Source organism: Mycobacterium sp. NPDC004974 (genome assembly GCF_053600815.1).
On sequence record NZ_JBSGAQ010000001.1, the window covers coordinates 826,080 to 849,334 of the forward strand.

The following is a 23,255-nucleotide window of genomic DNA, read 5'->3' on the forward strand; positions in this document are numbered from 1 at the left end:
CCCGACGTCATCCTCACGTTGTAGTGTGTGGCGACAAACTTCGACGTCAACCCCACGATTGAGGCAGCAGTCGCGATGAGACTGATTCTTGAGCTGATCCGCCCCTACCGGTTGCTGGTCGCCGGAATCTTCGCGGTCCTGCTGGTGCAGATCGCCACGGGCCTGGCCGCGCCCTGGCCGTTGAAGGTGGTGCTGGACAGCGTCGTCGGCCACCACCCGCTGCCGGGATGGTTGCACGGTCTGCTGCAGCCACTGCTCGGTGGCGAAGGCAAGATGCATATCGCCGGCCTGGCCGCGATCATGGTGTTCGTCATCGCGGTGGTGGCAGCCATCGCGTCCTACGTGGCCAACTACCTGACCGAAACGGTCGGTCAGCGCATCGGGAACGATCTGCGCACCCGCGCCTACCATCACCTTCAGCAGTTGTCGCTGAACTATTTCGACACCCACCGGGTCGGGCCGATCCTGAGCACGCTCACCGATGACGTCGACACCATTCAGGGGTTCGCGTCGGCCTCCACGCTGGGTATCGCGACCGACCTGCTGACCATCGTCGGCATGTTGGCCATGATGCTGTGGCTGCAATGGGATTTCACGCTCATCGCGCTGGCGGTGGCGCCGCTGCTGCTGTTGTTCGTCTCGCGTATCCGTAAGGCGGTCAAGGCAGCGACACACGAAGTGCGCAAGCGGGAATCGGACATCGTCGCGGTCGCCGAGGAAGGTCTGCAGTCGATCCGTGTGGTCAAGGCGTTCGACCGCGAGGAGATGCAGGAGCGTCAACTGGAGGTGGCCGGTCAGCAGGCCGTGGATGCCGCGCTCAACGCCAGGCGGGTGAAGTCGGTGGTGTCGCCGATCGTCACCGTCGTGGTGGCCGCCTGCACCGCGGTGGTGCTGTGGCGCGGTTCGGCGCTCATCCTCGCCGGTGCGATGACGGCGGGCACGCTGACCGTGTTCATCTCGTACCTCGCGTCGTTCTTCAAACCCGTGCAGGATCTGGCCAAGCTCACCAACACCATCGCCATGGCCTCGGTCGGGGTGGACCGGGTCAACGCGCTGCTGACCGCCGAGACGTCAGTTCAGGAGAAGCCCGAGGCCGTCGAACCGGAGAAGATCAAGGGTGCGATCAGCTTCGAGCGGGTGGCGTTCAGTTACGACAGTGAGACTCCCGTGCTGCGGGATGTCACCTTCGAGGTGAAGCCGGGCCAGCTGGTGGGTGTCGTCGGGCACACCGGAAGCGGAAAATCCAGTCTGGTCAGCCTGATTCCCCGGTTCTACGACCCGAGTCAGGGCGCCGTCCGCATCGACGGCGTTGACCTGCGCGACTACAAACTTCACGAACTCCGCCGCCAGATCGCCTATGTCCTGCAGGACACGGTCCTGTTCCGGGGCACCATCCGCGACAACATCGCCTTCGGACGGCCCGACGCCGATCACGACGAGATCATCGAGATGGCCAAACTGGCCAACGCCCACGAGTTCATCTCCGCGATGCCACAGGGCTATGACAGCCCGGTGGGGGAGCGCGGGCTGACGCTCTCCGGCGGTCAGCGTCAGCGCATCGGTATCGCCCGCGCCCTCATCCGGGACAGCCCGATCCTCATCCTCGACGAACCGACCGCCGCTTTGGACGCGGAGTCCGAGCATCTGGTGATGTCAGCGCTGCAGCGACTGATGAACGGACGCACGGTGATCACAATCGCCCACCGCCTCAGCACGATTCGCGATGCGGACAAGATCGTCGTGCTCGAGGAGGGCCGTGTAGTCGAAGAGGGATCACACACCGAACTCCTGACCGCAGGCGGCAGATATGCCGAGTTGCACCGCATCCAATTTGAGGACGAGACAACGTGACGCGTTCGCTGATCATCCTGCCCGACGACTCGGCCCAGCCGGTGCTCGACGCGATCGGTGCGTCCACTCGGTCGGTACGGATCAAGATGTTCGCCTTCAACCACCTGCCGCTGCTGGACGCGGTGGTGGCCGCCCACCGGCGCGGCGTAGACGTCAAGGTCATGCTCAACCCCGAGCGGCGCGACGGGGAAACCGACAACGACGTCGCGCGGGAGACGTTGGAGCGGTTCGGCATCGAGGTCCGGGCCAGCAACCCGGCCTTCGATCTGACACACGAGAAGTCGATGGTGGTCGACGACGACCACGCGTTTGTCGAGTCGTTGAACTGGACCGAGGAGAACTTCACGGTGACGCGCGATTACGCCGTCGTGACTCCCAGCGCGTATGAAGTCGCCGAGATCGTCGATTGCTTCGAAGCCGACTGGGCGCGCGAGGAGTTCGATCCCGGCGGTGGGGCACACCTCATCTGGTGCCCTACCAATGGTCGGCATCGCATCGCCGAGTTCATCGACAGCGCCAAACACACGTTGTTCGTCCAGAACGAGCGCTATCAGGATCCGGTGATCATCGAGCGCCTGGTCCGTGCGGCGCATCGCGGGGTCAAGGTTCACGTGATGGCCCGCGCGGCCCACCACCTCAAGTCGGGCAAGCTCCTCGAAGGCGTCAGCGGGATGCGCATCCTCGACGACGTCGGCATCAAGATCCACCGGCTCAAGCACATGAAGCTGCACGCGAAGATGATTCTGGCCGACCACGAGCGGGCCATCGTCGGCTCGATCAACTTCTCCCCGGGCAGCTTCGACCATCGTCGCGAATTGGCCATCGAGGTGACCGATCACCACATCATCAAGCGGCTGAACGAGGTGGCCCACCACGACTGGAAACACTCCGCGCCGATGGACCTGTCGGACGAGGGGTTGATCGCCGATTTGGTCGGCCAGGATGCGCACGAACTCGATCAACTCGCCCTGCACGAGCGCGACATCTGATGCACTGACCAGACCGCACGGCCGGGACGTATCCCCACTAGGCTGGCTGCGGGCAGTTCAGTTAACGGCAACTGTAGGGAGAATCACGTGACTATCCGGGTAGGCGTTAACGGCTTCGGCCGCATCGGGCGCAATTTCTACCGGGCCCTGGCGACGCAGCAGGCCGAGGGGCAGAACACTGACATCGAGATCGTGGCGGTCAACGACCTCACCGACAACGCCACCCTGGCTCACCTGCTCAAGTTCGACTCGATCCTTGGTCGCCTGCCGCAAGACGTCAGCCTCGAGGGCGAAGACACCATCGTCATCGGCGACAAGAAGATCAAGGCGCTCGAAGTGAAGGAAGGCCCGGCCGCGTTGCCCTGGGGTGACCTGGGCGTCGATGTCGTCGTCGAGTCCACCGGTATCTTCACCGCCCGCGCCAAGGCGCAGGGTCACCTCGATGCCGGCGCCAAGAAGGTCATCATCTCCGCGCCGGCCAGCGATGAGGACATCACCATCGTGCTGGGCGTCAACGACGACAAGTACGACGGCAGCCAGAACATCATCTCCAACGCCTCGTGCACCACCAACTGCCTCGGCCCGCTGGCCAAGGTCCTCAACGACGAGTTCGGCATCGTCAAGGGCCTGATGACGACCATCCACGCCTACACCCAGGACCAGAATCTGCAGGACGGCCCGCACAAGGATCTGCGTCGCGCCCGCGCTGCTGCCTTGAACATCGTGCCGACCTCGACCGGTGCCGCCAAGGCCATCGGCCTGGTGCTGCCCGAGCTCAAGGGCAAGCTGGACGGCTACGCCCTGCGGGTGCCGATCCCCACGGGTTCGGTCACCGACCTGACCGCCGAGCTGGCCAAGCCGGGGTCCGCCGACGAGATCAACGCTGCGATGAAGGCCGCCGCCGAGGGCCCGATGAAGGGCATCCTCAAGTACTACGACGCGCCGATCGTGTCCAGCGACATCGTCACCGACCCGCACAGCTCGATCTTCGATTCGGGCCTGACCAAGGTCATCGACAACCAGGCCAAGGTCGTCTCCTGGTACGACAACGAGTGGGGATATTCCAACCGCCTCGTCGATCTGGTCGGACTCGTAGGGAAGTCGCTCTAATACCAATGACTGTTAAGACACTCGCTGACCTGTTGGCCGAGGGCGTAGAAGGACGCGGCGTTCTGGTCCGCTCCGACCTCAACGTCCCCCTCGATGACGAGGGCAACATCACCGACCCGGGTCGCATCATCGCCTCGGTCCCCACCCTCTCGGCGCTGGCCGAGGCCGGCGCCAAGGTCGTCGTCACCGCGCACCTGGGCCGCCCGAAGGGTGGCCCGGATCCCAAGTTCTCACTGGCCCCGGTCGCCGCGGCGCTGGGGGAGAAGCTCGGTCGCCACGTCCAGCTGGCCGGGGACGTGGTCGGCACCGACGCGCTGGCCCGCGCCGAGGGACTCACCGACGGTGACGTCCTGCTGCTGGAGAACATCCGCTTCGACCCGCGGGAGACCAGCAAGGATGACGCCGAGCGGCTGGCGTTGGCCGAGGCGCTGGCCGCGCTGGTCGAGGGTGCCGACGGCTCGCCGGGCGCCTTCGTCTCCGACGGCTTCGGCGTGGTCCACCGCAAGCAGGCTTCGGTCTACGACGTCGCCACCCTGCTGCCGCATTACGCGGGCACGCTGGTGGCCACCGAGGTCCAGGTGCTCGAGCAACTGACCAACTCGACCGAACGGCCCTACGCCGTGGTGCTCGGCGGGTCCAAGGTCTCCGACAAGCTCGCGGTGATCGAGAACCTGGCCACCAAAGCCGACAGCATTGTCATCGGCGGCGGTATGTGCTTCACGTTCCTTGCTGCTCAAGGGGTTTCGGTCGGAACCTCGCTGCTGCAGGAGGAGATGATCGACACCTGCAAGCGGCTGCTGGACACCTACGCCGACGTGATCCACCTTCCGGTCGACATCGTGGTGGCCGACAAGTTCGCCGCCGACGCCGAGCCGGAGACCGTGGCCTCCGATCGCATCCCCGAGGGCAGGATGGGGCTGGACATCGGCCCGGAGTCGGTCAAGCGCTTCACCGCATTGCTGTCCAACGCCAAGACGGTGTTCTGGAACGGCCCGATGGGTGTCTTCGAATTCCCGGCCTTCGCGGCGGGCACCAAGGGCGTGGCCGAGGCGATCATCGGTGCCACGGAAAAGGGTGCGTTCAGCGTCGTCGGCGGCGGCGACTCGGCCGCCGCGGTGCGCCAGCTCGGTCTGCCCGAGGACGGTTTCTCGCACATCTCGACCGGCGGCGGCGCGTCGCTGGAATACCTTGAGGGCAAGACCCTGCCCGGCATCGAAGTACTGGAGTCGTAGAACATGGCCCGTAAGCCGCTCATCGCCGGCAACTGGAAGATGAACCTCAATCATTTCGAGGCCATCGCGCTTGTGCAGAAGATCGCATTCGCCTTGCCGGACAAGTACTTCGACAAGGTGGATGTGACGGTCATTCCGCCGTTCACCGATCTGCGCAGTGTGCAGACCCTGGTCGACGGGGACAAGTTGCGGCTCACCTATGGCGCCCAGGACGTGTCCCGGCACGATTCGGGTGCCTACACCGGTGAGATCAGCGGGGCGTTCCTGGCCAAGCTCGGATGCAGCTTCGTGGTGGTGGGGCACTCCGAGCGGCGCACCTACCACGGCGAAACCGATGAGCTCGTGGCGGCCAAGGCCGCCGCGGCGTTCAAGCACGGCATCACCCCGATCATCTGCATCGGCGAACAACTCGAGGTGCGTGAGGCGGGCAACCACGTCGAGTACAACGTGAACTCGTTGCGCGGCTCCCTGGCCGGTCTGAGCAAGGAGCAGATCGGCCAGGCGGTTATCGCCTACGAGCCGGTGTGGGCGATCGGCACCGGTCGGGTGGCCAGCGCGGCTGACGCGCAGGAGGTCTGCAAGGCGATCCGTGGTGAGTTGGGCAACCTGTCCTCGCCACAGCTCGCCGCCGGAGTGCGGGTGCTCTACGGCGGGTCGGTCAATGCCAAGAACGTCGGCGAGATCGTGGCGCAGGGCGACGTTGATGGTGCACTGGTCGGTGGTGCCTCGCTGGACGGCGAGCAGTTCGCGACGCTGTCGGCCATCGCCGCGGGCGGACCGCTTCCGTAACCCCGGGGGCCTGGGCCGGATACCGCACCCGGTAGTCTTACAACCATGGAATTGGCTCTGCAGATCACTCTGGTCGTGACCAGCGTGCTGGTTGTGCTCCTGGTGCTGCTGCATCGTGCCAAAGGTGGCGGTCTGTCCACCTTGTTCGGTGGCGGTGTCCAGTCCAGCCTGTCCGGCTCCACTGTGGTCGAGAAGAACCTCGACCGGCTGACGCTATTCGTTACCGGCATCTGGCTGGTGTCGATCATCGGCGTCGCACTGCTGATCAAATACAGCTGACGTATCGCGGCCACCCCGTAGAGACATAGAAAACCGCCCCGGTTTCCACCGGGGCGGTTTTTGTTTGGTGCATCGATGTCGTACCCCCGTGGCATAGTCGATCATATGTTCGACACCGCGACCTTGGGGACCGGCGAAGCGCTGCCTGGGGAACGTCTCGCGGTGCTGTTCGACGAACTGGCGGAGTTGACCGGTCAACGGAATGCCATCGATGGACGGATCGTGGAGATTGTCGCCGAGCTGGACCGTGACGAGCTTTGCGGTGCCACCGGCGCCCGCTCGATCGGGGCCCTGGTGGCGTGGAAGACGGGCGCGGCACCACGCAACGCCGAAACTGTCGTGGCGGTGGCGCGTCGGCTCGATCAGTTCCCCCGCTGCGCCCAAGGGATGCGCGAGGGCAGGCTGTCACTGGATCAGGTCGGCATCATCGCCGAGCGCGCGGCCGACGGATCCGATGAGCACTACGCCGAACTGGCCGCCAGCGCCACGGTCACGCAATTACGCACCGCGGTCAAACTCGAACCACGACCTGAACCGGATCCGAAGCCCGAACCGCAACGGGAGGTCACCAAGACCGAGGGGGACGGCTACACCACCTGGCGAATCCGATTGCCGCGCCTGGAAGCAGCGAAATTCGAGTCGGGCCTGCAGTCTCACTACGACGGGTTGATAGCCGACTGGAAACGCGACCACAACAGTGACGGCGACGGTGCCCCGGTGCCTGAGCACGCATCCCGGCTTCCGAACAATGTCGATGCGTTCATGAGCCTGGTCGAGGCCGGCTGGGACGCCGACGTGGCTCGCCGCCCGCACGGTCAGCACACCACCGTGGTCGTACATCTTGACGTCGAGAAACCGGTCGCCTCACTGCACATGGGTCCGGTACTGACCGACGACGAGCGTCGGTTCCTGCTGTGTGAGGCCACCTACGAACTCTGGCTCGAACGGCACGGCCAGGTGATCGGCGCGGGCCGCACGACCCGGCAGATCAGCCGCCGGCTGCGCCGCGCGCTCGAGCATCGCGACCGCTGCTGTGTGGTGCCCGGCTGCGGGGCCACCCGCGGTCTGCACGCCCATCACCTCCAACACTGGGAGGACGGCGGTCTCACCGAACTGGACAACCTGGTGCTGCTGTGCCCCTACCACCACCGGTTGCACCACCGGGGCGGCATCACCATCATCGGACCGGCCAGCCACCCGGTCGTGATCGACAGTGCCGGCAAGCAACAACTTCACCCAGGATCGCTGGCCCGTCCGCCGAAGAACCGTCCTCCCGCGGTCGCACCGTGTCCCGGACCGACCGGTGAGCGCGCCGATTGGTGGTGGTACGAACCGTTCCAACCCCAGGCACCGCCACAGACCAACTAGGTCGCCCCCTTTCAGTAGCCGGAATCCCCTTCGGATTCGGCCGCACCCAGCAGAGCCCGCGAGCCTGACACCCCAAGTCTTGTGGCCCCAGCGGCGATCATGGCCTGCGCCTGCTCGAGAGTGCGCACACCACCGGATGCCTTTACCGCCAATCCGGCGTCGTGGACGGTTCGGTACATCAGCTCGACCGCGTGAACGGTCGCGCCGCCGGTGGGATGGAAACCGGTCGAGGTCTTGACGAAGTCGGCGTGTGCCGCCACCGCGGCGCGGCACACTCCGACGATCTCGTCGTCGGTCAGCGCGGCTGATTCGATGATCACTTTCAGCACCGCTGGTGCCGGCGCAGCGGCTCGCACCGCTGCGATGTCGGCTTCGACGCGGTCGAAGGCGCCGTCCTTGGCCGCACCGATGTCGATCACCATGTCGATCTCGTCGGCGCCCTGCTGCACCGCCTCGGCCGCCTCGGCGGCCTTGGTTTGCGAGCTGTGTTTTCCGCTGGGGAAGCCGCACACCGCAGCAACTTTCAGCGTGGCGCCGGACGGTACGTCGACCGGCAGCATCGATGGTGACACGCACACCGAGTAGGTACCCAGCTCCAGTGCCTCGGCGACCAGCGCTTCGACGTCGGATGCGGTCGCTTCGGGCTTGAGCAGGGTGTGGTCGATCATTGCGGCGACCTGTGTCCCGGTCGGTCGGGTGTCGAGCGTCATCGGATTGGGATCCCTTCTGTTGTCGCCCGGATTTCAGGCGGTCTTGGTCTGCCGGTCGAGCACGTAGTTCATGATCAGCGCCGCGATCAGGATCAGTCCGGTCACGAGCATCTGGAAGAACGAGCTCAACCCCAGCAGGTTGAACAGGTTGCGCAGCACAGACAGCAGCAGCACGGCGATGAATGTGCCCATCACGCCGCCCTTTCCGCCGAACAGGCTGGTTCCTCCGAGCACCACTGCCGCGATGGCATCCAGTTCCAGTCCGGTGTGGGCCGTGGGCTGGCCGATGGTGAGCCGTGCGGTGAGCAGTACGCCGGTCAACGCGGCCAGACCGCCGCAGATCACATACGCCGCGGTGGTGATGCGCTGCACCGGTAGTCCGGACAGCCTTGCCGCTTTGGCGTTGCTGCCGACCGCATAGATGTGTTCGCCAAATGTGGTGCGGCGCAGAACCAGGCCGACGACCACGGTGGTGATCACGAAGATCAGCCCGACGACCGGGATACCGGCCACGCTTCCGGCACCCAGAAACCGCAGGCCGATGGGAATCTCCGCGGTTGTGGGGGTGCCGTTGGTGGTCAGGAAGGTCAGACCGCGGATGCTCTGCATCCCGGCGAGAGTCACCATGAACGCCGGGAGGGCCAGGTAGGCGCTCAATCCGCCCATGATCCCGCCGAGCGCCAGCCCGCTCATGATGGCCAGCAGCATGGCGACAGGCCAGGCAATTCCCATTCCGATGAGGATCGCCACCAGCATTCCTGACAGTGCCGCAACGCTTCCCACCGACAGGTCGATGCCAGAGGTGAGGATCACCACCGTCATCCCGATTGCGACGATGCCGGTGAGGCTCGACTGCTGCAGCAGGTTCGCCAGGTTCTGCGAAGAGAGGAATTGTGGGGCGGTGAGGGACGCGACGACGAACAGCGCGACGAAGATGAACAGCAGATTGAACCGCACGATGATGTTCTGGCGGCGTGTCCGGGTGGTGACCGCCGGGCTGGACGGCGCCGGAGGAGCGGACCGTTGGATTTGGTCAGTCAATGTCGTTTCTTCCTGTGACGACGCAGCGGGCGATGTCCGCCGGTGAGGTGGTTCTCGGGTCATATGCAGCGATGTTCTTGCCCTCGTGCATGACCCAGATGAGGTCGCAGTTCTCGGTGAGCTCGCTCATCTCGCTGGACGCCAACAACACCCCGACGCCGGCTTCGGCCAACTCGTGAACCTGTTCGAACAGATCGGCTTTCGCCCCGATGTCCAATCCGCGGGTGGGTTCATCGAGCAGTAGCAGGTCCACCCCTCGGGCCATCCACTTGGCCAGCACCACCTTCTGCTGATTGCCGCCGGAGAGCTGGCCGACCGGCTGATCGATGGACGAGAACTTGACGCCCAGCTGCGCAAGCGGCGGTGTGGCCATTCGTCTGGCGGTCTTCATTGGGTTGATGCCGAATGGTGCCAGCGCTGCGATGCCGGCATTGCGCAGGATCGATTGGTCCAGGAACAGCCCTTGGCTCTTGCGGTCTTCGGGCACCAGGCCGATGCCGGCCAGCACGGCGCCCCGCGGCGTCAACTGGGTGATCCGGGAGCCGCTCAATGTCATGTCGAGTGCGGCCCGGCGGTCGCCGAACAGGGTGGCCAGCAGCGTGGAACGTCCTGCGCCACCCAACCCCGCCAGCCCGACGATCTCGCCACGGCCGACGGTGATGCCCGATACGTCGATCGTTCCTGGGATGACGGCGCGGCGAACATCCAGTAACGCGGCTCTCTCGCCGGCTGGACGGGACGGCCTGGGCGCGCGGGATTCGAGGCCGCGACCGATCATCGCCTCGACCAATTCGTCCTTGCTGACTGTGGCGATGTCGAACACGCCGACGGTCGCCCCGTCGCGCATGACGGTGGCACGGTCGCCGATGGCCTTCACTTCGTCGAGCCGGTGCGAAATGTAGATCACCGATTTGCCTGCGGCGGTGAGTTCGCCGATGACGCGGAACACTTCGGCCAGATCGTGATCGGTGAGCGTGGCGCTGGGTTCGTCCATGATGACGATGCGGGCATCAGTGGTGAGCGCCTTCGCGATCGCGGTCAGTTGCTGATCCGAGACAGACAGCTTGGCGACTGCATCGGAGGGTGCGAACCGGCCGCCGACTCGGGCGATCGCCTCGGCTGCCTGGCGATCGCGTTCTCGGCGTGAGATGAATGGGCCGCGCCGCGGCTCGTGGCCCAGGAAGAGGTTCTGCGCCACGGTCATATCCGGGATGAGATCCAGTTCCTGGTAGATGGTGTTGATCCCGGCCCGGACACCGTCGATGGGGGAGCCGAACGAGACGTCCTCGCCATCGAGGGCGATTGTTCCGGAATCCGGGGTGTAGGAACCCGACAGAATCTTCATCAGAGTGCTTTTGCCCGCGCCGTTTTCGCCGAGCAGGCAGTGCACCTCACCCCGGGCGACCTCGAGCGTCGCGCCATCGCAGGCCCTGGTTCCCGGGAACGTTTTCACGATGTCCCGCATCCGCAGTGCGGGCACCTGCCCGGTGCCGGCGATCCGGGCGGGCAGCGTCGCTTCCGCGTTGTGGCTAGTGGTCATGTCGCTGCTCCAGCACGGACTGTGCCGTGGTTTCGTCGGTGATCAGGACCGAACACAGTCCACTGGTCAGGGCGCCGATGACGACGGGGACTTTGTGCGTTCCCGCCGCCACGGCAATGGCGCAGTTCGCTTTCTTGACGTCGTCGAGGCTGAGACCCACTGTGCGCCTGTCGATGTCGGCATAGGCGATCTCGCCGCTCGCGGTGATGTAGTGGGCCAGGACGTCCCCGCAGGCCCCGGCCGATTCGAGTTGGGCGAGTTCGGCAGGCGTGATCGCGCCTGACTCGACCAGAACCGATGTTGGTCCGAGCGCTCCCAGCGAGAACAGGATGGCGTCTGCCTTGCGGGCACGCGACAGGACGTCTTCGACGAACCCCTCGGCGTAGAGCGCATCACGGGTTTCGATTCGTTCGACGATTGCCGGCACCGGCAGCAGGGTGGCCTGCCCGTTGCCGCTGTGGGCGATACTGGTGACGATGTTGGCGGCCTTCGTGGGGTGTACCGACCGGCTCACCCCACCGTTGACCTGGATGACCTCGATTCCGGCTGTCCATCCGTTGGGCAGCACCGCCGCGATCTGCTGAAGGGTGTTGCCCCAAGAAACTCCCAGGGTCGTGATCCACCAGGAGTTCGACTTCAGGTAATTGGCTGCGGCCGTGGCGATGTGCTCGCCTGCCGTGTCGGCGGTGTCCGGACCAGGAACGACTACGCATTCGCGAAGACCGAATCGGCTACGCATCTCCACTTCGAGGTCGGTCCGGCGCGCCTGTGGATGCACGATCTTGATCTGTACGAGGCCGACGCCACGGGCCTCGTCGAGCAGCCGTCCCACCTTCCATCGGGTCAGGTGGAGTTCGGACCCGATGTCTTCCTGGGTGCGGCCTTGCTCGTAGTAGCACTGAGCCACGTAGAGCAGCAGGTCGGTGTGGCTCCGGTCGGCGGGTGCACTCATCACCTCACCACCCGGAAGGGTCCGCGGGCGCCCGCCGTAGGGTCGGAATCGCGGTCAGCGGTGTCACACATGAACGGGCGCAGCGCGGCGGTCAACCGCTGATAGTCGCCAAAGGTCTGCTCGTACACCGCTATTCGCTTGGGATCGGGTTCCAGCAGTCGTACTCGGGGGGCGAACAGTTGCGAGCCCGCGCTCAAGCTGGGAACGATCCCGGCGGCGGTCGCCGCGATCACCGCGCAGGCCCGGAGGGTGAGGTTCTCGCCGATCACCAGTTCGGCGGGCCGTCCGAGCACATCGATTGTGACCTTCTGCCACAACGAGTTTCGCTCGATACCGCCGGAGAAGACCAGGCGCGCGCAGGGCACCCCGGAACGTTCGAATGACTCGATCACGCTCCGGGTGCCACAGGCGACCGCCTCGACCATCGCCCGGTACAGTTCGGCCTTCGTGGTGCCGAGCGTCAGCCCGACCACGGCCCCGCGCAACCGGGCCTCGCGGTGCGGGGTGCGGTTGCCCATGAAGTAGTCGAGGGCCCGCAGACCGTGGGCTGCCGGGTCGACCGTGGCGGCCTGGTCGATCAATGCCGACAGGTCGTCGCGGGGCACCCCCATGATGGATTCCCCGGTCCATTTGAGTACCGAACCGCTGGTCACCTGGCCGCCCTCGACCAGCCACTTATTGTGGGTCAACGCATTCGGATACGGGCCCCACACCTCGTTGGAGGTGGTCGGCCGGTCCACTTCGGTGACGATGGCCGAGGATGTGCCGGACACGATGGAGACCAGTCCATCCGTTTTGCCCCCGCAGGCCAGCAGGGACACGTGCGCATCGATGCCGCCGACGGCGACGACCGGTGCGCCCGAGATGGCGAGATCGGCTGCGGCGCTGTCGGTGAGAGTGCCCGCGACACCGCCTATGGCGACGATCTCATCAGGCAGTTTGGCGATCAGATCCTCCATTCCCAGCGCGGCATAGAGCTCGGCGGGGAAACGCCCGGCGAGGGCGTCGTAGTTGTACTTGCAGACGGCGTTCATCTGCGAACCGACCCATCGGCCGGTGAGTCGGAAGGTCAGGTAGTCGACGGCCTCCACGATGCGTGCGGCAGACCGGTAGGCATCCGGATCGTGCTTTTTGAGCCACATCGCCTTTGGCAGTAGCCATTCCGAGGCGTCGGATCCTCCGGACCACTCGAGGATCGGATACTGCCCGCTCAGTTGCGCGGTCCGCTCCGACTCCGCGGCGCCGCGGGCGTCCATCCACAGGATGGCCGGACGGAGCGGTGTTCCCGCCGCGTCGACCACCGCCACCGTTGAGGCGGTGGTCGACGCGGCGATCGAGATGACCTGGCCGGCCGCCCGGCACGGTTCACTGTCCAGCAGCTGACGAGTCGCGGCGGTGATCGCGGCCCACCAGTCTCGCGGATCCTGCTCTGCCCACCCCGGACGGGGGTGGTGGGTCGAGTAGGGGCGGTGCGCCGTGCCCAGTGGGGTGCCGTCCTCGGTGAATGCGCCGATGCGTGCGCCCTCGGTGCCGAGATCGATCGTCAGAAGGATTCCCATGATTCAGTCCTTGTTGGGCAGGAACAGCACTTTTGAGGAGAAGACCGAGCGGTCGCCCAGTTGCTGCATCATCTCCGGTAATGCCGACAGCGGCAGTTCGTGGGTGATCATGAACTCCCACTTGAGTTTTCCTTCGGCCAGCATCCGAGCCGAGGTGCGCCACTCGTCGCCGGGGAATGGCGCCGAGAAGGAGTTCCACGAGCCGTGGAGGCTGGTCTCCAGCCGCATGAACCGGTTGAAGGTGTCCTTGTCCAGCGTGACGGGTGCGTGCGGGATGCCGACGAAGACCGCGTGTCCGTGCGGGCCGGTCAGATTCGCCGCCATATCGGCCGTCGCGGGAACACCGGCGGACTCGAGCACGATGTCGAAGCCCCGGCCACCGAGGGCTCGGGCCTCCTCGACGCCTTGTACCGCGTGAGTGGCGCCGGCTTCACGTGCCATGGCTGCCTTCTCCTCGCTGAGGTCGACCGCCACGATCTGGCTGGCGCCGTGCAGCTTTGCCCATTGAACGGCGAAGAGCCCGATCGGCCCAGCGCCGATGACGAGGACGCGGTGGCCGGCCCGTAGGTTGGTCTTCCACAGTCCGTGCAGCGCGATGGCGGCCGGGTCCAGCATGGCGGCTGCGCGGGGATCGATGCCCGCGGGCAGTTTCAGGAGGTTTCCGACCGGGCTGACGACGTACTGAGCGTAGGCGCCATCGGATCTACTGCCGAAGTAGTCGTAGTTCTCGCAGAGCCCGAACGCGCCCTTGGCGCAGAAGTCGCAGCTGCGGCAGGGGATCAGTGGGGGGACCGATACCAGTTCGCCGACGCCGAATCCGTCTACGCCTTCGCCGAGTTCGGCCACCCAGCCGGAGAACTCGTGCCCGCAGATGATGGGCATGACATATCCGCCGTTGCGCAGCATCCTGGGGATGTCGGACCCGCACACTCCGCAGGCCGCCACTTTGAGCAGCACTTCACCGGGTCCGGGTTTGGGTACCGGCGCCTGCTCGACCCGGATGTCGCCCGGCGCGTACATCACCGCCGCGGTCATCGTCTCGGGCAGGGCCGGTGACACTGACCGACTGGTCGGTGCGGGGGCCTCGATTGTCATCGACGTTGTCTCCTTGTGTGTTGTCACGACTGACTGGAACTCGACGCGCTATTTGGCGGCGGCGAAAGTTGTTCCACCTTCCAGCGCTTGCGCGTTGGACTTGTTCACCAGACCCGTTCCGGCATCGACGAATTCGGGAACCGACTCTCCACGGGCGGCCTTGACCGCGGTCTGGATGGCCCGCTGGCCTTCGGCATTGGGGTCATTGAGTGCGGTGGCGATGTATTGATCGCCGGTTGCGATGGCGTGCACCGCCTCCATCAGGCCGTCCACGCCGAAAACCTTGACGTCGGTGCGGTGGTTCTCGGTGAGCACCTGCAGGGCGCCCAGCGCCATATCGTCGTTCTGGGCGTAGACGGCCTTGAGATCGGGATGGGCTTGCAGGAGGTCCTGCATGGCGGTGACGGCTTTGGACCTGGTGTAGTCGGCATACGGACCATCGACGATGGCGATGTTGGGCTGGCCCGATACCGCCGCCTTGAATCCTTCGCCGCGGTCGCGCGCCACCGCGCCACCCGCGTCGCCCTGAATCTGGATGATCTTGCCCCCGGCCGGCCCGAGTGAGTCAACGGCTGCCTTGCCGACGAGCTGGCCCATCGCTTTGTTGTCGCGGCCGACAAACGCCGCGGCGCCCGATTCGACCGGCCGGTCGACGGTGACGACCTTGATGCCCGCAGCCTTGGCAGCCGCCAGGGAAGGCGTCACGCCCTTCGGATCGACCGGATTGATCACTAGAACGTTGATCCCACGGGTGATCAGATCCTGGACGTCGTTGTTCTGCTTTGTCACATCGCCGTTGGCATCGGCGTAGAAGAACTCGTTGCCCTGCGCTTGAGCCTCGGCCTTGGCCGCATCTGTGAGCGCGACGTAGAAGGGGCTCTGCTGGGTTGCCTGGCTGAAGCCGATCTTGACCGGTCCGTCGACCACGGCGTTCGTGCCCTGGGCGGCGTTGTCACCCGGTACTGAACACGCGGAGAACGCTACGGCCATTGCGGCTGCGAGCGCGATTCCCGAGGCTTTTGCGAGTCTCACTGTTCCTCCTAGCTGTGCGCGTCGGTACTTGGTGCCGCGCATGACGACGATCACGTTAGGAACGGAGAAGTGAGCCCGTCAACATATGCGCATAACTTTGCTCATATGAGCACGAGCGAGTGTGGGGAGCACTTCTGAAGAGCAGGTACCGCTGGCCCGCGGCGCCGCGGATCACGCCTCCGTCGCGAGACGCACTCCGAATCCGACGAGTACCAGCCCGGTTAGGGCGTCCAGCCGCCGGCGTATCCGCGGCGTCTGCATCCAGCCCGCGATGGTGCCGGAGGCGGCCACCAGGCCGGCGCAGTAGAACGCGGTCAGCACGATGAAGATCCCGCCCAGCGCAAGCGTGGCCCAGCCCACCGGATAGCCGTGCGGCACGAATCCCGGCAGGAAGCTCAGGAAGAACACCCCGACCTTGGGGTTGAGGATGTCGGTGAGGAACCCGGCCGTGAAGCCGGACCGCATCAAGCCAATTCGCTCGGGTCCCGGCTCGGTCATCTCGGTCACCGTCTGCCGCAATGAGCGCAGTGACTGCACACCCATCCACACCAGGTAGCAGGCGCCGGCGACCTTGAGTACCTCGTAGCCGATCTCGCTGGCCCGCAGCAGTGCGGCCAGTCCGATGGCGGCCGCGCCTACCCAGACCACCAGACCGCACAGCACACCCAGTGACGTCAGCACCCCGCTCCGGATGCCGCCGCGCACCAGACTGCGCACCACCACCAGAGTGTCCGGCCCGGGCAGCAGCACCACGACGACTGCCGCCCCGATGAACGAGATGAGGCTGACCAGCACCGGGCCATGGTAGACGCCGGTGCGTCGGGATCGGTCCCGGCTTCAACGACGTTACGGGCGCCGGGGGCGATCGTGACATCCACTGCTGGGTGATTGCGCCCGGGGTCGTCTTGGCATGCGGGGCCAAACCGCGCCGTCGATACTTGACCACATGGCGGAGAGTGGACACCTGGACGCAGCGCTCGATCCGATCGGTGCGGTTCAGCGCACCCCGGTGGGTCGCGAGGCCACCGAGCCGATGCGCGAGGATATCCGGCTGCTCGGTGCGATTCTCGGTGACACCGTGCGCGAACAGAACGGTGCCGACGTCTTCGACCTGGTCGAGCGGGCCCGGGTGGAATCCTTCCGCGTTCGGCGCTCGGAAATCGACCGGGCCGAACTCGCCGATCTGTTCACCGGCATCGACATACGCCAGGCCATCCCGGTCATCCGGGCGTTCACCCACTTCGCCCTGCTGGCCAATGTCGCCGAGGACATCCACCGGGAGCGCCGCCGGGCGCTGCACGAGGCGGCCGGCGAGCCGCCGCAGGACAGCAGTCTGGCCGCGACGTATCGCAAGCTCGATCAGGCGATCTCGTCCGTCGGCCTTGATTCCGCCACCGTCGCCCATGCGTTGAGCGGCGCACTGGTCGCACCGGTGATCACTGCACACCCGACCGAAACCCGGCGACGGACCGTGTTCGACACCCAGCATCGGATCACCGAATTGATGCGGCTGCGCCTGCACGGACAGACCCGTACCGCCGACGGCCGCGACATCGAGATCGAGTTGCGCCGCCACATCCTCACGCTGTGGCAGACCGCCCTCGTCCGGTTGTCCAGACTCAAGATCTCCGACGAGATCGAAACCGGCCTGCGGTACTACCCGGCCGCGTTCTTCGAGGTCATCCCGCAGGTCAACGCCGAGGTGCGGGCCGCGTTGCAGGCCCGCTGGCCCGAGGCGCACCTGTTGGAGCAGCCGATCCTTCGGCCGGGGAGCTGGATCGGCGGAGACCGGGACGGCAATCCCAATGTCGATGCGGGTGTGGTGCGCCTGGCCACCGGGCGTGCCGCCCACGTGGCGTTCGCGCATTACTTCACCGAGATCACCGCTTTGGAAGAAGAGCTGTCGATGTCGGCGCGGCTGGTCACGGTCAGCGACCGGCTCACAGCGCTGGCCAATGCCTGCCACGAGCCGGCCCGCGCCGACGAGCCCTACCGACGGGCACTTCGGGTGATCCATGCCCGCCTGACCGCCACCGGCCGCGAAATCCTCGACGAGCAGCCCGAACACGAGCTCGACCTCGGCCTCCAGCCCTACCGCACCCCGGAGGAGTTCCTGGCCGACCTTGACGCGGTGGACGCCTCGCTGCGTGTCAACGGCAGCGCGGTGCTGGCCGACGATCGGCTGGCTCGGCTGCGGGAAGCGGTGCGGGTCTTCGGTTTTCACCTGTGCGGCCTGGACATGAGGCAGAACTCCGAGGTGCACGAGCAGGTGGTCGCCGAGTTGTTGGCCTGGGCCGGAGTGCATCCCGACTACGCCTCGCTGCCCGAATCTCAGCGGGTGGAACTGCTCGCGGGGGAAATCTCGACCCGTCGACCGTTGATCGGGGAAGGTGCCGAGCTGTCCGAGTTGGCTCGCAAAGAACTCGACATCGTCGGTGCCGCTGCGCGCGCGGTCAGCGTGTTCGGTCCGCAGTCCGTGCCCAACTACATCATCTCGATGTGCCAGTCGGTGTCCGATCTGCTCGAAGCCGCAATTTTGCTCAAAGAGGCAGGGCTGCTCGACGTCTCGGGCGCGGCCCATGGCGATGACGTGTACGCGCCGGTCGGGATCGTGCCGCTGTTCGAAACCATCGACGACCTCCAGCGGGGGTCCTCCATCCTGCAGGAGGCGCTCGCGCTGCCGGTCTACCGCAGCATCGTCTCCGCGCGCGGGCAGCACCAGGAAGTGATGCTGGGGTACTCGGACTCCAACAAGGACGGCGGCTACCTGGCGGCGAACTGGGCCCTGTACCGCGCCGAGTTGGACCTCGTCGAAGCCGCGCGCAAGACCGGGATTCGGTTGCGCCTGTTCCACGGTCGGGGCGGCACCGTGGGCCGTGGTGGCGGACCCAGCTACGACGCGATTCTGGCTCAGCCGCCCGGCGCGGTGAAGGGGTCGTTGCGGATCACCGAGCAGGGCGAGGTGATCGCGGCGAAGTACGCGGAGCCGCGGATCGCGCACCGCAACTTGGAGACACTGTTGGCCGCGACGCTGGAATCCACCTTGCTCGACGTCGAGGGGTTGGGTGACAAAGCCGAGCCGGCGTATCAGGTGCTGGATGAACTGGCCGCCCTGGCGCAGCGGTCGTACGCCGAATTGGTCCATGAGACACCGGGATTCGTAGAGTACTTCAAGGCGTCGACACCGGTCAGCGAGATCGGTGCGCTCAACATCGGCAGTCGCCCCAGCTCACGCAAACCGACCACCTCGATAGCCGACCTGCGGGCCATCCCGTGGGTGCTGGCCTGGAGCCAGTCCCGGGTGATGCTGCCCGGCTGGTACGGCACCGGCACGGCGTTCGAACAATGGATCGGCGACGACGAGACCCGAGTCGCCGTGCTGCAGGACCTCTACGAGCGTTGGCCGTTTTTCCGCACCGTGCTGTCGAACATGGCGCAGGTGCTGTCCAAGTCGGATATGGGCCTGGCGGCACGGTATTCCGAGTTGGTCGACGACGCAGAACTGCGGGCCCGGGTATTCGACAAGATCGTCGCCGAACATGATCGCACCATCGCCATGTACAAACTGATCACCGGTCAGGACGACCTGCTGGCCGACAACCCGGCGTTGGCCCGCTCGGTGTTCAACCGGTTCCCGTACCTCGAACCGCTGAATCATCTTCAGGTCGAGCTGCTGCGCAGGTTCCGCGCGGGGGACACCGACGAACTGGTGCAGCGCGGAATCCTGCTCACGATGAGCGGTCTGGCGACCGCGTTGCGCAACAGCGGCTGAACTTGTTGCTGCGGCAACGGTGGCTGAACGGTGGCTATCCCACCAGGATGTCGGTGAGCCGGAGCGATACGGTGGCCCTGCGGTCGGCGTAACTCCGTGCGGCACGCTGGATCTCGGCGGTCTGCTCCGTTCTGACGCGCTGATAACACCGCAGTGCCTGAGCGAAGTCGCCGTCGCGCGCAGTGGCGACCTGGGCGGCCAGCTCGGCGGCATCCTGGATGGCCTGGTTGGCACCCTGGCCGCCGAACGGCGTCATCGGGTGGGCTGCGTCCCCGAGTAGCGCCACCCGTGCGCTGGTCCACCGGTCGATCGGATCTCGGTCGTACACCGGGTGCATGTAGACCGGGCTCGTCGCGGCACGCAGCATCCGCCCGATCGCCGGATCGAATTCGTCGAACTGGCGGGCCAGTGCCTGCAGATCGGCCTGGGCCGACCACAAGTGCAGGGGCGGCTCGTCCACGCCGAGCGTGGCGTCGACCGCCACCTGTCGGCCGGCCCGCACCGGCATGGAGATGACGTGTTTGGCGTAGTCCGCGGAATGCCAGGACCGGAGCCGGTCATTGGGGGCATCGAGGCATTCGGCCGGGCTGACGGCCCGGAAGATCACCGAACCGCAGTAGTGAATGTCGTCGGTGCTGAACATCTTCCGGACTCTGGAGCGCAGGCCGTCGGCCGCGATCACCAAACCGGCCCGCTGCACCTCACCGTTGCTGAAGCTGAGGTCGACGTGATCGTCACGCTCGATGATGCCGGCGAGTTCGTGGCTGAGCCGGACATTCTCCGATCCCACCGTCGACACCAGCAGACTGTGCAGATCGGCGCGGTGCACGGTGCGTGGGGACACCTCGGCGTCGGCGTATCCGAATCGGCCGTGTTCCCCGCCTGCCTCGGGTGTCGCGGCGTAATCGGTGATCTTCTCGACCCGCCCCTGCTGATCGCGGTTCTCGAAGTACTTTGTGGCCGAGGAAATCTCGTTGAAGGCGTCGACGATGTTCCACTGGTCCAGCAGTCTCAGGGTCTGCGGTGAGATGCCCAGCGGGCCGCCGACCTCGCCGAGTTCACGGGTCTTGTCGAACACGACGGGACGATGGCCGTGGTGCTGCAGGGCCACGGCGGCGGCGAGTCCACCGAGGCCGGCGCCGACGATGGCGATATCCATGATGTGCCTTTCAGGTTCAGGGGATTCGGGCCAGGGCCTCGGCGTCGAGGTGGACACCGGACAGCGCGCCGGGCCGATAGCTGGTGACGGTGCGGACATTGCAGAGCGGCAGCCACAGGCCGCCCGCGAGGATCCGACCCTGGATGTCGTGCACCATTGCCCGTCGGGCGTCGGGATCCGTGCAGGTGAGCTGGGCGTCGAGCAGTGTGTCGAGGTCGTCGGGCCGGGCGCGGCGGTTCATGTTCCGCTGGCCGACGGCGAACTGGTATCGCAACAGATCGGGGTCACTGCCCGTGAAATAGAAGAACCGGAAGTCGTAGTCGCCGGACTGCTGGCGGCTGCGCAATTCGGGGAAGTCGACATGGGCAAGGGTGAGCTCGATGCCGTGTTGCTTCCACTGTGCGGCGACCGCGGTGAGAATTGCGGCGTCGACGGGGGAGAAGGTGCTGTTGAACACCACGTCGAACGACAGCCGCTGCGCGCCTGTCGTCGCGAGTAGTCGGTGGGCGGTCGCCGGGTCGTAGGCGAGTTCGGCCGAGCAGTCGCGGTAGCAGTCAGCCGTCGGCGTGAGTACCGAGGACGCGACCGTGTACCCGGCGGCGTCCAGGATCGGACGCAGTGCTTGACGATCGATCAACAACGACAGTGCACGCCGGATCCTGTTGTCGGTGAGCGGGCCGCGGGATGCGTTGGGACACAACCCGTAACTGATGCCCGGGTTGTGGAGTTCGGCGACGACGTAGCCATCGGTCAACCCGGCGTGCAGGTCACCGGTGTCGGCCTTGCGGAAAATCAACCGGCGAGATCCGTCCGTCACCCCACCCTCGATCGACCGCCACCGGCCGGTGCCCAAGCCGGGGGCCTTGCGGATCGCCAGGTTCACGCCGGCCAGCGACCGTAGGAACGCCGCGTTGTGGCGCACGAAGTGAAATGTCACCGTGCCGGTCCCGGCCTCGATACGGTCGAGTCCGGTGAGCATCGTGACGGCAGCGGGCAGCGGTGAAACCTGTTTCAGGGCAGTGATGCCCGAGAAGCTCTGCGCCACCGCCTCGGGTGTGAGCGGTGTTCCGTCGGAGAAACGCCTATCGGGCCGGATCCTCAGGTCGAGGGTGAGCGGGTCGCGGTAGTTCCACGAGGTGGCCAGCCACGGCAACAGTTTCCCGGTGCCGGGGTCGATGTCGAGCAGGCTCTCATAGATCAGCCGGCAGTACGTTTTCGAGATGCTGTTGTACGCCAGTCGCGGATCGTCGGTGAGCTGGTGAGTCGGCCAGCCGAACGTGAGGGCGCGCATCATCGCACCCGTGCCAATTGTGTTGCCCGCCAGGCAGAGAAGGCCGCCAGCGTCGCGACCAGCCCGGTCACCGTCACCAGCACGGCCGTCCCGCCGAACAGTGTGGGGCCAAGGCCGTCGACCATCGTCGCTCCCGCTGCCACCCCGATCGCGGCGCCCAACGCCCGAAGATAGTGGTACAGGCTGGAATCGAACGGGATGTGCGTCGAATTGGTCAGCACGTTACTGGCCAACGAACTCCACAGGAATCCCATCGCGGCGCCCATCAGCGCCGCACTGACCAGTAGTAGCTGTGCGGTCAGGCTCAGCCCGGCCACGATCAGGAATGCCGAGCCGACACACACGAGACGGGTGCTCTTCCGATTGTCCCCGGGCCTGCCGAACCCCAACATCGGGATCAGCCCGGCGAAGAACGCCATCGGCAACAGAAACAGTGCTGAGCCATAGGAATTCAGCCCTCGCACCTGTTGCAGGACATACACCACCGACAGCGTGAACACGTTCGTCGCGATGCCGGCCACGAAGACCACGACCAGGCTTGCCGACAGCACGCGCGGCTGTGACCGGCCGCGCAGGACGATCACGGCAAGCCCGAGCAGCATCGCCACCGAGAGCAGGACCACCTTGGTGTTCAGCGTGGTGGACCAGCCGATCGCCAGGAAGATCGCCAACTGCACCACGGCGAGGCCGACGACCGGGATCGTCTCCCGGTCAGTCGTGGCGCCCTCTTCGGGCGAAGCCGGGTACCCCGGTGCCAGGCCCAGCAGCACCATCGCCACGATGGTGGTCACCACGGTCTCGTACGGAAACGAGCGCCAACCCCACAGATCGTTGAGCAGTGCGGTGATCAGTGGTGAGCACAAGGCAGATGCCGACACCACCAGGCCCCAGGCGCCCAGGACGGCCGAATGGTGGTCCGGATAGAACTGCGCCCGGATGATCCGAAAGATCTGAGGTGCGAGCACAGCCGAGGCGATGCCCTGCAAGAACCGCAACGCGATGAGGACCCAGAACTCGGGACTGAGACCGGCCGCGATACCTAGCACGGCCAGCGCCGCCGAACTGGCGAAGAACGCGGGCTTGGGCCGGCAGCGGTGCGAGAGCACGCCCGCGGGCAGCAACGCCAGACAGAATCCGGCCAGGAATGCCACACCGATGTAAGCGGCCTGTGAGAACGGGATGCCGAACTGGTCGGCAACCGCTGAGTTCAACAGCACAGCAGACGACGAGTTGGAGTAGAGGGTGTATTCGGTCAGGTAGAGCGACGCCGCAACGGCGTATAGGGACGGCTTCATGACGCCTCGAAGCTGATAGCAGGGATCAAATGGGCAGCGGAGCTAACCCGAGATCCTCTTCAGCGGCGCCAGACGGGCCCGGTTCCAGATCGACGCCAGCAAACTAGGTGCGAACGACGCAGCGACGCGCACGGAATGTGCGTCTGCGCGATCGAATTCGGCACCCATGGCAACCACTGTAACGGAGGTGC

At 65.8% G+C, this 23,255-nt stretch carries 19 protein-coding genes; 8 read left to right on the forward strand and 11 right to left on the reverse strand.

Features of this window, described 5'->3' with window-relative positions; translation table 11 throughout:
* Positions 1-75: 75 nt before the first annotated feature.
* The 7 genes from ACWEFV_RS04015 to ACWEFV_RS04045 all read left to right on the forward strand — a co-directional run bounded on the left by ACWEFV_RS04015 (position 76) and on the right by ACWEFV_RS04045 (position 7,618).
* Positions 76-1,851, forward strand: coding sequence for an ABC transporter ATP-binding protein (locus ACWEFV_RS04015; RefSeq protein ID WP_450069135.1), 1,776 nt, complete (start codon positions 76-78; stop codon positions 1,849-1,851).
* A complete protein-coding gene (locus ACWEFV_RS04020; RefSeq protein ID WP_450069136.1) occupies positions 1,848-2,840 on the forward strand; it encodes a phospholipase D-like domain-containing protein in 993 nt (330 codons plus the stop codon). Before ACWEFV_RS04015 ends, ACWEFV_RS04020 begins: the two co-directional genes overlap by 4 nt.
* Positions 2,841-2,927: 87 nt before the next feature.
* Positions 2,928-3,950 (forward strand): type I glyceraldehyde-3-phosphate dehydrogenase, encoded by a 1,023-nt coding sequence (gene gap / locus ACWEFV_RS04025; protein WP_135454242.1) that lies wholly within the window; start codon positions 2,928-2,930, stop codon positions 3,948-3,950.
* Positions 3,951-3,955: 5 nt separating this feature from the next.
* The gene (locus ACWEFV_RS04030; protein ID WP_135454244.1) at positions 3,956-5,182 is read left to right on the forward strand and encodes a phosphoglycerate kinase; all 1,227 of its coding nucleotides are present in this window, start codon (positions 3,956-3,958) and stop codon (positions 5,180-5,182) included.
* Positions 5,183-5,185: 3 nt separating this feature from the next.
* Positions 5,186-5,971: a triose-phosphate isomerase gene (gene tpiA, locus ACWEFV_RS04035; RefSeq protein WP_135454246.1), complete on the forward strand. Its 786-nt coding sequence runs from the start codon at positions 5,186-5,188 to the stop codon at positions 5,969-5,971.
* Between the two features lie 45 nt (positions 5,972-6,016).
* Complete coding sequence (gene secG / locus ACWEFV_RS04040; RefSeq protein WP_059164073.1) at positions 6,017-6,250, forward strand: preprotein translocase subunit SecG; 234 nt, start codon at positions 6,017-6,019, stop codon at positions 6,248-6,250.
* Positions 6,251-6,355: 105 nt separating this feature from the next.
* A complete protein-coding gene (locus ACWEFV_RS04045) occupies positions 6,356-7,618 on the forward strand; it encodes an HNH endonuclease signature motif containing protein (RefSeq protein WP_450069137.1) in 1,263 nt (420 codons plus the stop codon).
* Between the two features lie 11 nt (positions 7,619-7,629).
* Here ACWEFV_RS04045 and deoC read toward each other — a convergent pair whose 3' ends face one another.
* From deoC to ACWEFV_RS04085, 8 genes are all read right to left on the reverse strand, one after another.
* Positions 7,630-8,328 (reverse strand): deoxyribose-phosphate aldolase, encoded by a 699-nt coding sequence (gene deoC / locus ACWEFV_RS04050; protein ID WP_450069138.1) that lies wholly within the window; start codon positions 8,326-8,328, stop codon positions 7,630-7,632.
* A gap of 33 nt (positions 8,329-8,361) precedes the next feature.
* The gene (locus ACWEFV_RS04055) at positions 8,362-9,369 is read right to left on the reverse strand and encodes an ABC transporter permease (RefSeq protein ID WP_450069139.1); all 1,008 of its coding nucleotides are present in this window, start codon (positions 9,367-9,369) and stop codon (positions 8,362-8,364) included.
* Positions 9,362-10,909, reverse strand: a complete 1,548-nt coding sequence (locus ACWEFV_RS04060; protein ID WP_450069140.1) for a sugar ABC transporter ATP-binding protein — start codon at positions 10,907-10,909, stop codon at positions 9,362-9,364. Before ACWEFV_RS04060 ends, ACWEFV_RS04055 begins: the two co-directional genes overlap by 8 nt.
* Positions 10,899-11,861 carry a sugar-binding transcriptional regulator gene (locus tag ACWEFV_RS04065; RefSeq protein WP_450069141.1) on the reverse strand — a complete coding sequence of 321 codons (963 nt, stop codon included), beginning with the start codon at positions 11,859-11,861 and terminating at the stop codon, positions 10,899-10,901. The genes ACWEFV_RS04060 and ACWEFV_RS04065 overlap by 11 nt, the downstream gene beginning before the upstream one ends.
* A complete protein-coding gene (locus ACWEFV_RS04070) occupies positions 11,861-13,420 on the reverse strand; it encodes an FGGY-family carbohydrate kinase (protein WP_450069142.1) in 1,560 nt (519 codons plus the stop codon). The genes ACWEFV_RS04065 and ACWEFV_RS04070 overlap by 1 nt, the downstream gene beginning before the upstream one ends.
* A gap of 3 nt (positions 13,421-13,423) precedes the next feature.
* Positions 13,424-14,515 (reverse strand): galactitol-1-phosphate 5-dehydrogenase, encoded by a 1,092-nt coding sequence (locus ACWEFV_RS04075; protein WP_135454260.1) that lies wholly within the window; start codon positions 14,513-14,515, stop codon positions 13,424-13,426.
* A gap of 48 nt (positions 14,516-14,563) precedes the next feature.
* On the reverse strand, positions 14,564-15,547 hold the full coding sequence (locus ACWEFV_RS04080) for a substrate-binding domain-containing protein (protein WP_450069143.1): 984 nt from the start codon (positions 15,545-15,547) through the stop codon (positions 14,564-14,566).
* A 171-nt stretch (positions 15,548-15,718) separates the two neighbouring features.
* Positions 15,719-16,342, reverse strand: a complete 624-nt coding sequence (locus ACWEFV_RS04085) for a LysE family translocator (protein WP_450069144.1) — start codon at positions 16,340-16,342, stop codon at positions 15,719-15,721.
* 151 nt (positions 16,343-16,493) lie between these two features.
* On the opposite strand from ACWEFV_RS04085, the gene ppc reads away from it, so the two are divergent.
* The gene (gene ppc, locus ACWEFV_RS04090; RefSeq protein WP_450069145.1) at positions 16,494-19,319 is read left to right on the forward strand and encodes a phosphoenolpyruvate carboxylase; all 2,826 of its coding nucleotides are present in this window, start codon (positions 16,494-16,496) and stop codon (positions 19,317-19,319) included.
* 34 nt (positions 19,320-19,353) lie between these two features.
* Here ppc and ACWEFV_RS04095 read toward each other — a convergent pair whose 3' ends face one another.
* The 3 genes from ACWEFV_RS04095 to ACWEFV_RS04105 are packed head-to-tail and all read right to left on the reverse strand — an operon-like array spanning position 19,354 to position 23,064.
* On the reverse strand, positions 19,354-20,478 hold the full coding sequence (locus ACWEFV_RS04095; RefSeq protein WP_450069146.1) for an FAD-dependent oxidoreductase: 1,125 nt from the start codon (positions 20,476-20,478) through the stop codon (positions 19,354-19,356).
* 16 nt (positions 20,479-20,494) lie between these two features.
* Positions 20,495-21,769, reverse strand: coding sequence for an ABC transporter substrate-binding protein (locus ACWEFV_RS04100; protein ID WP_450069147.1), 1,275 nt, complete (start codon positions 21,767-21,769; stop codon positions 20,495-20,497).
* Positions 21,769-23,064 (reverse strand): MFS transporter, encoded by a 1,296-nt coding sequence (locus ACWEFV_RS04105; RefSeq protein WP_135454270.1) that lies wholly within the window; start codon positions 23,062-23,064, stop codon positions 21,769-21,771. The genes ACWEFV_RS04100 and ACWEFV_RS04105 overlap by 1 nt, the downstream gene beginning before the upstream one ends.
* Positions 23,065-23,255: the final 191 nt, after the last annotated feature.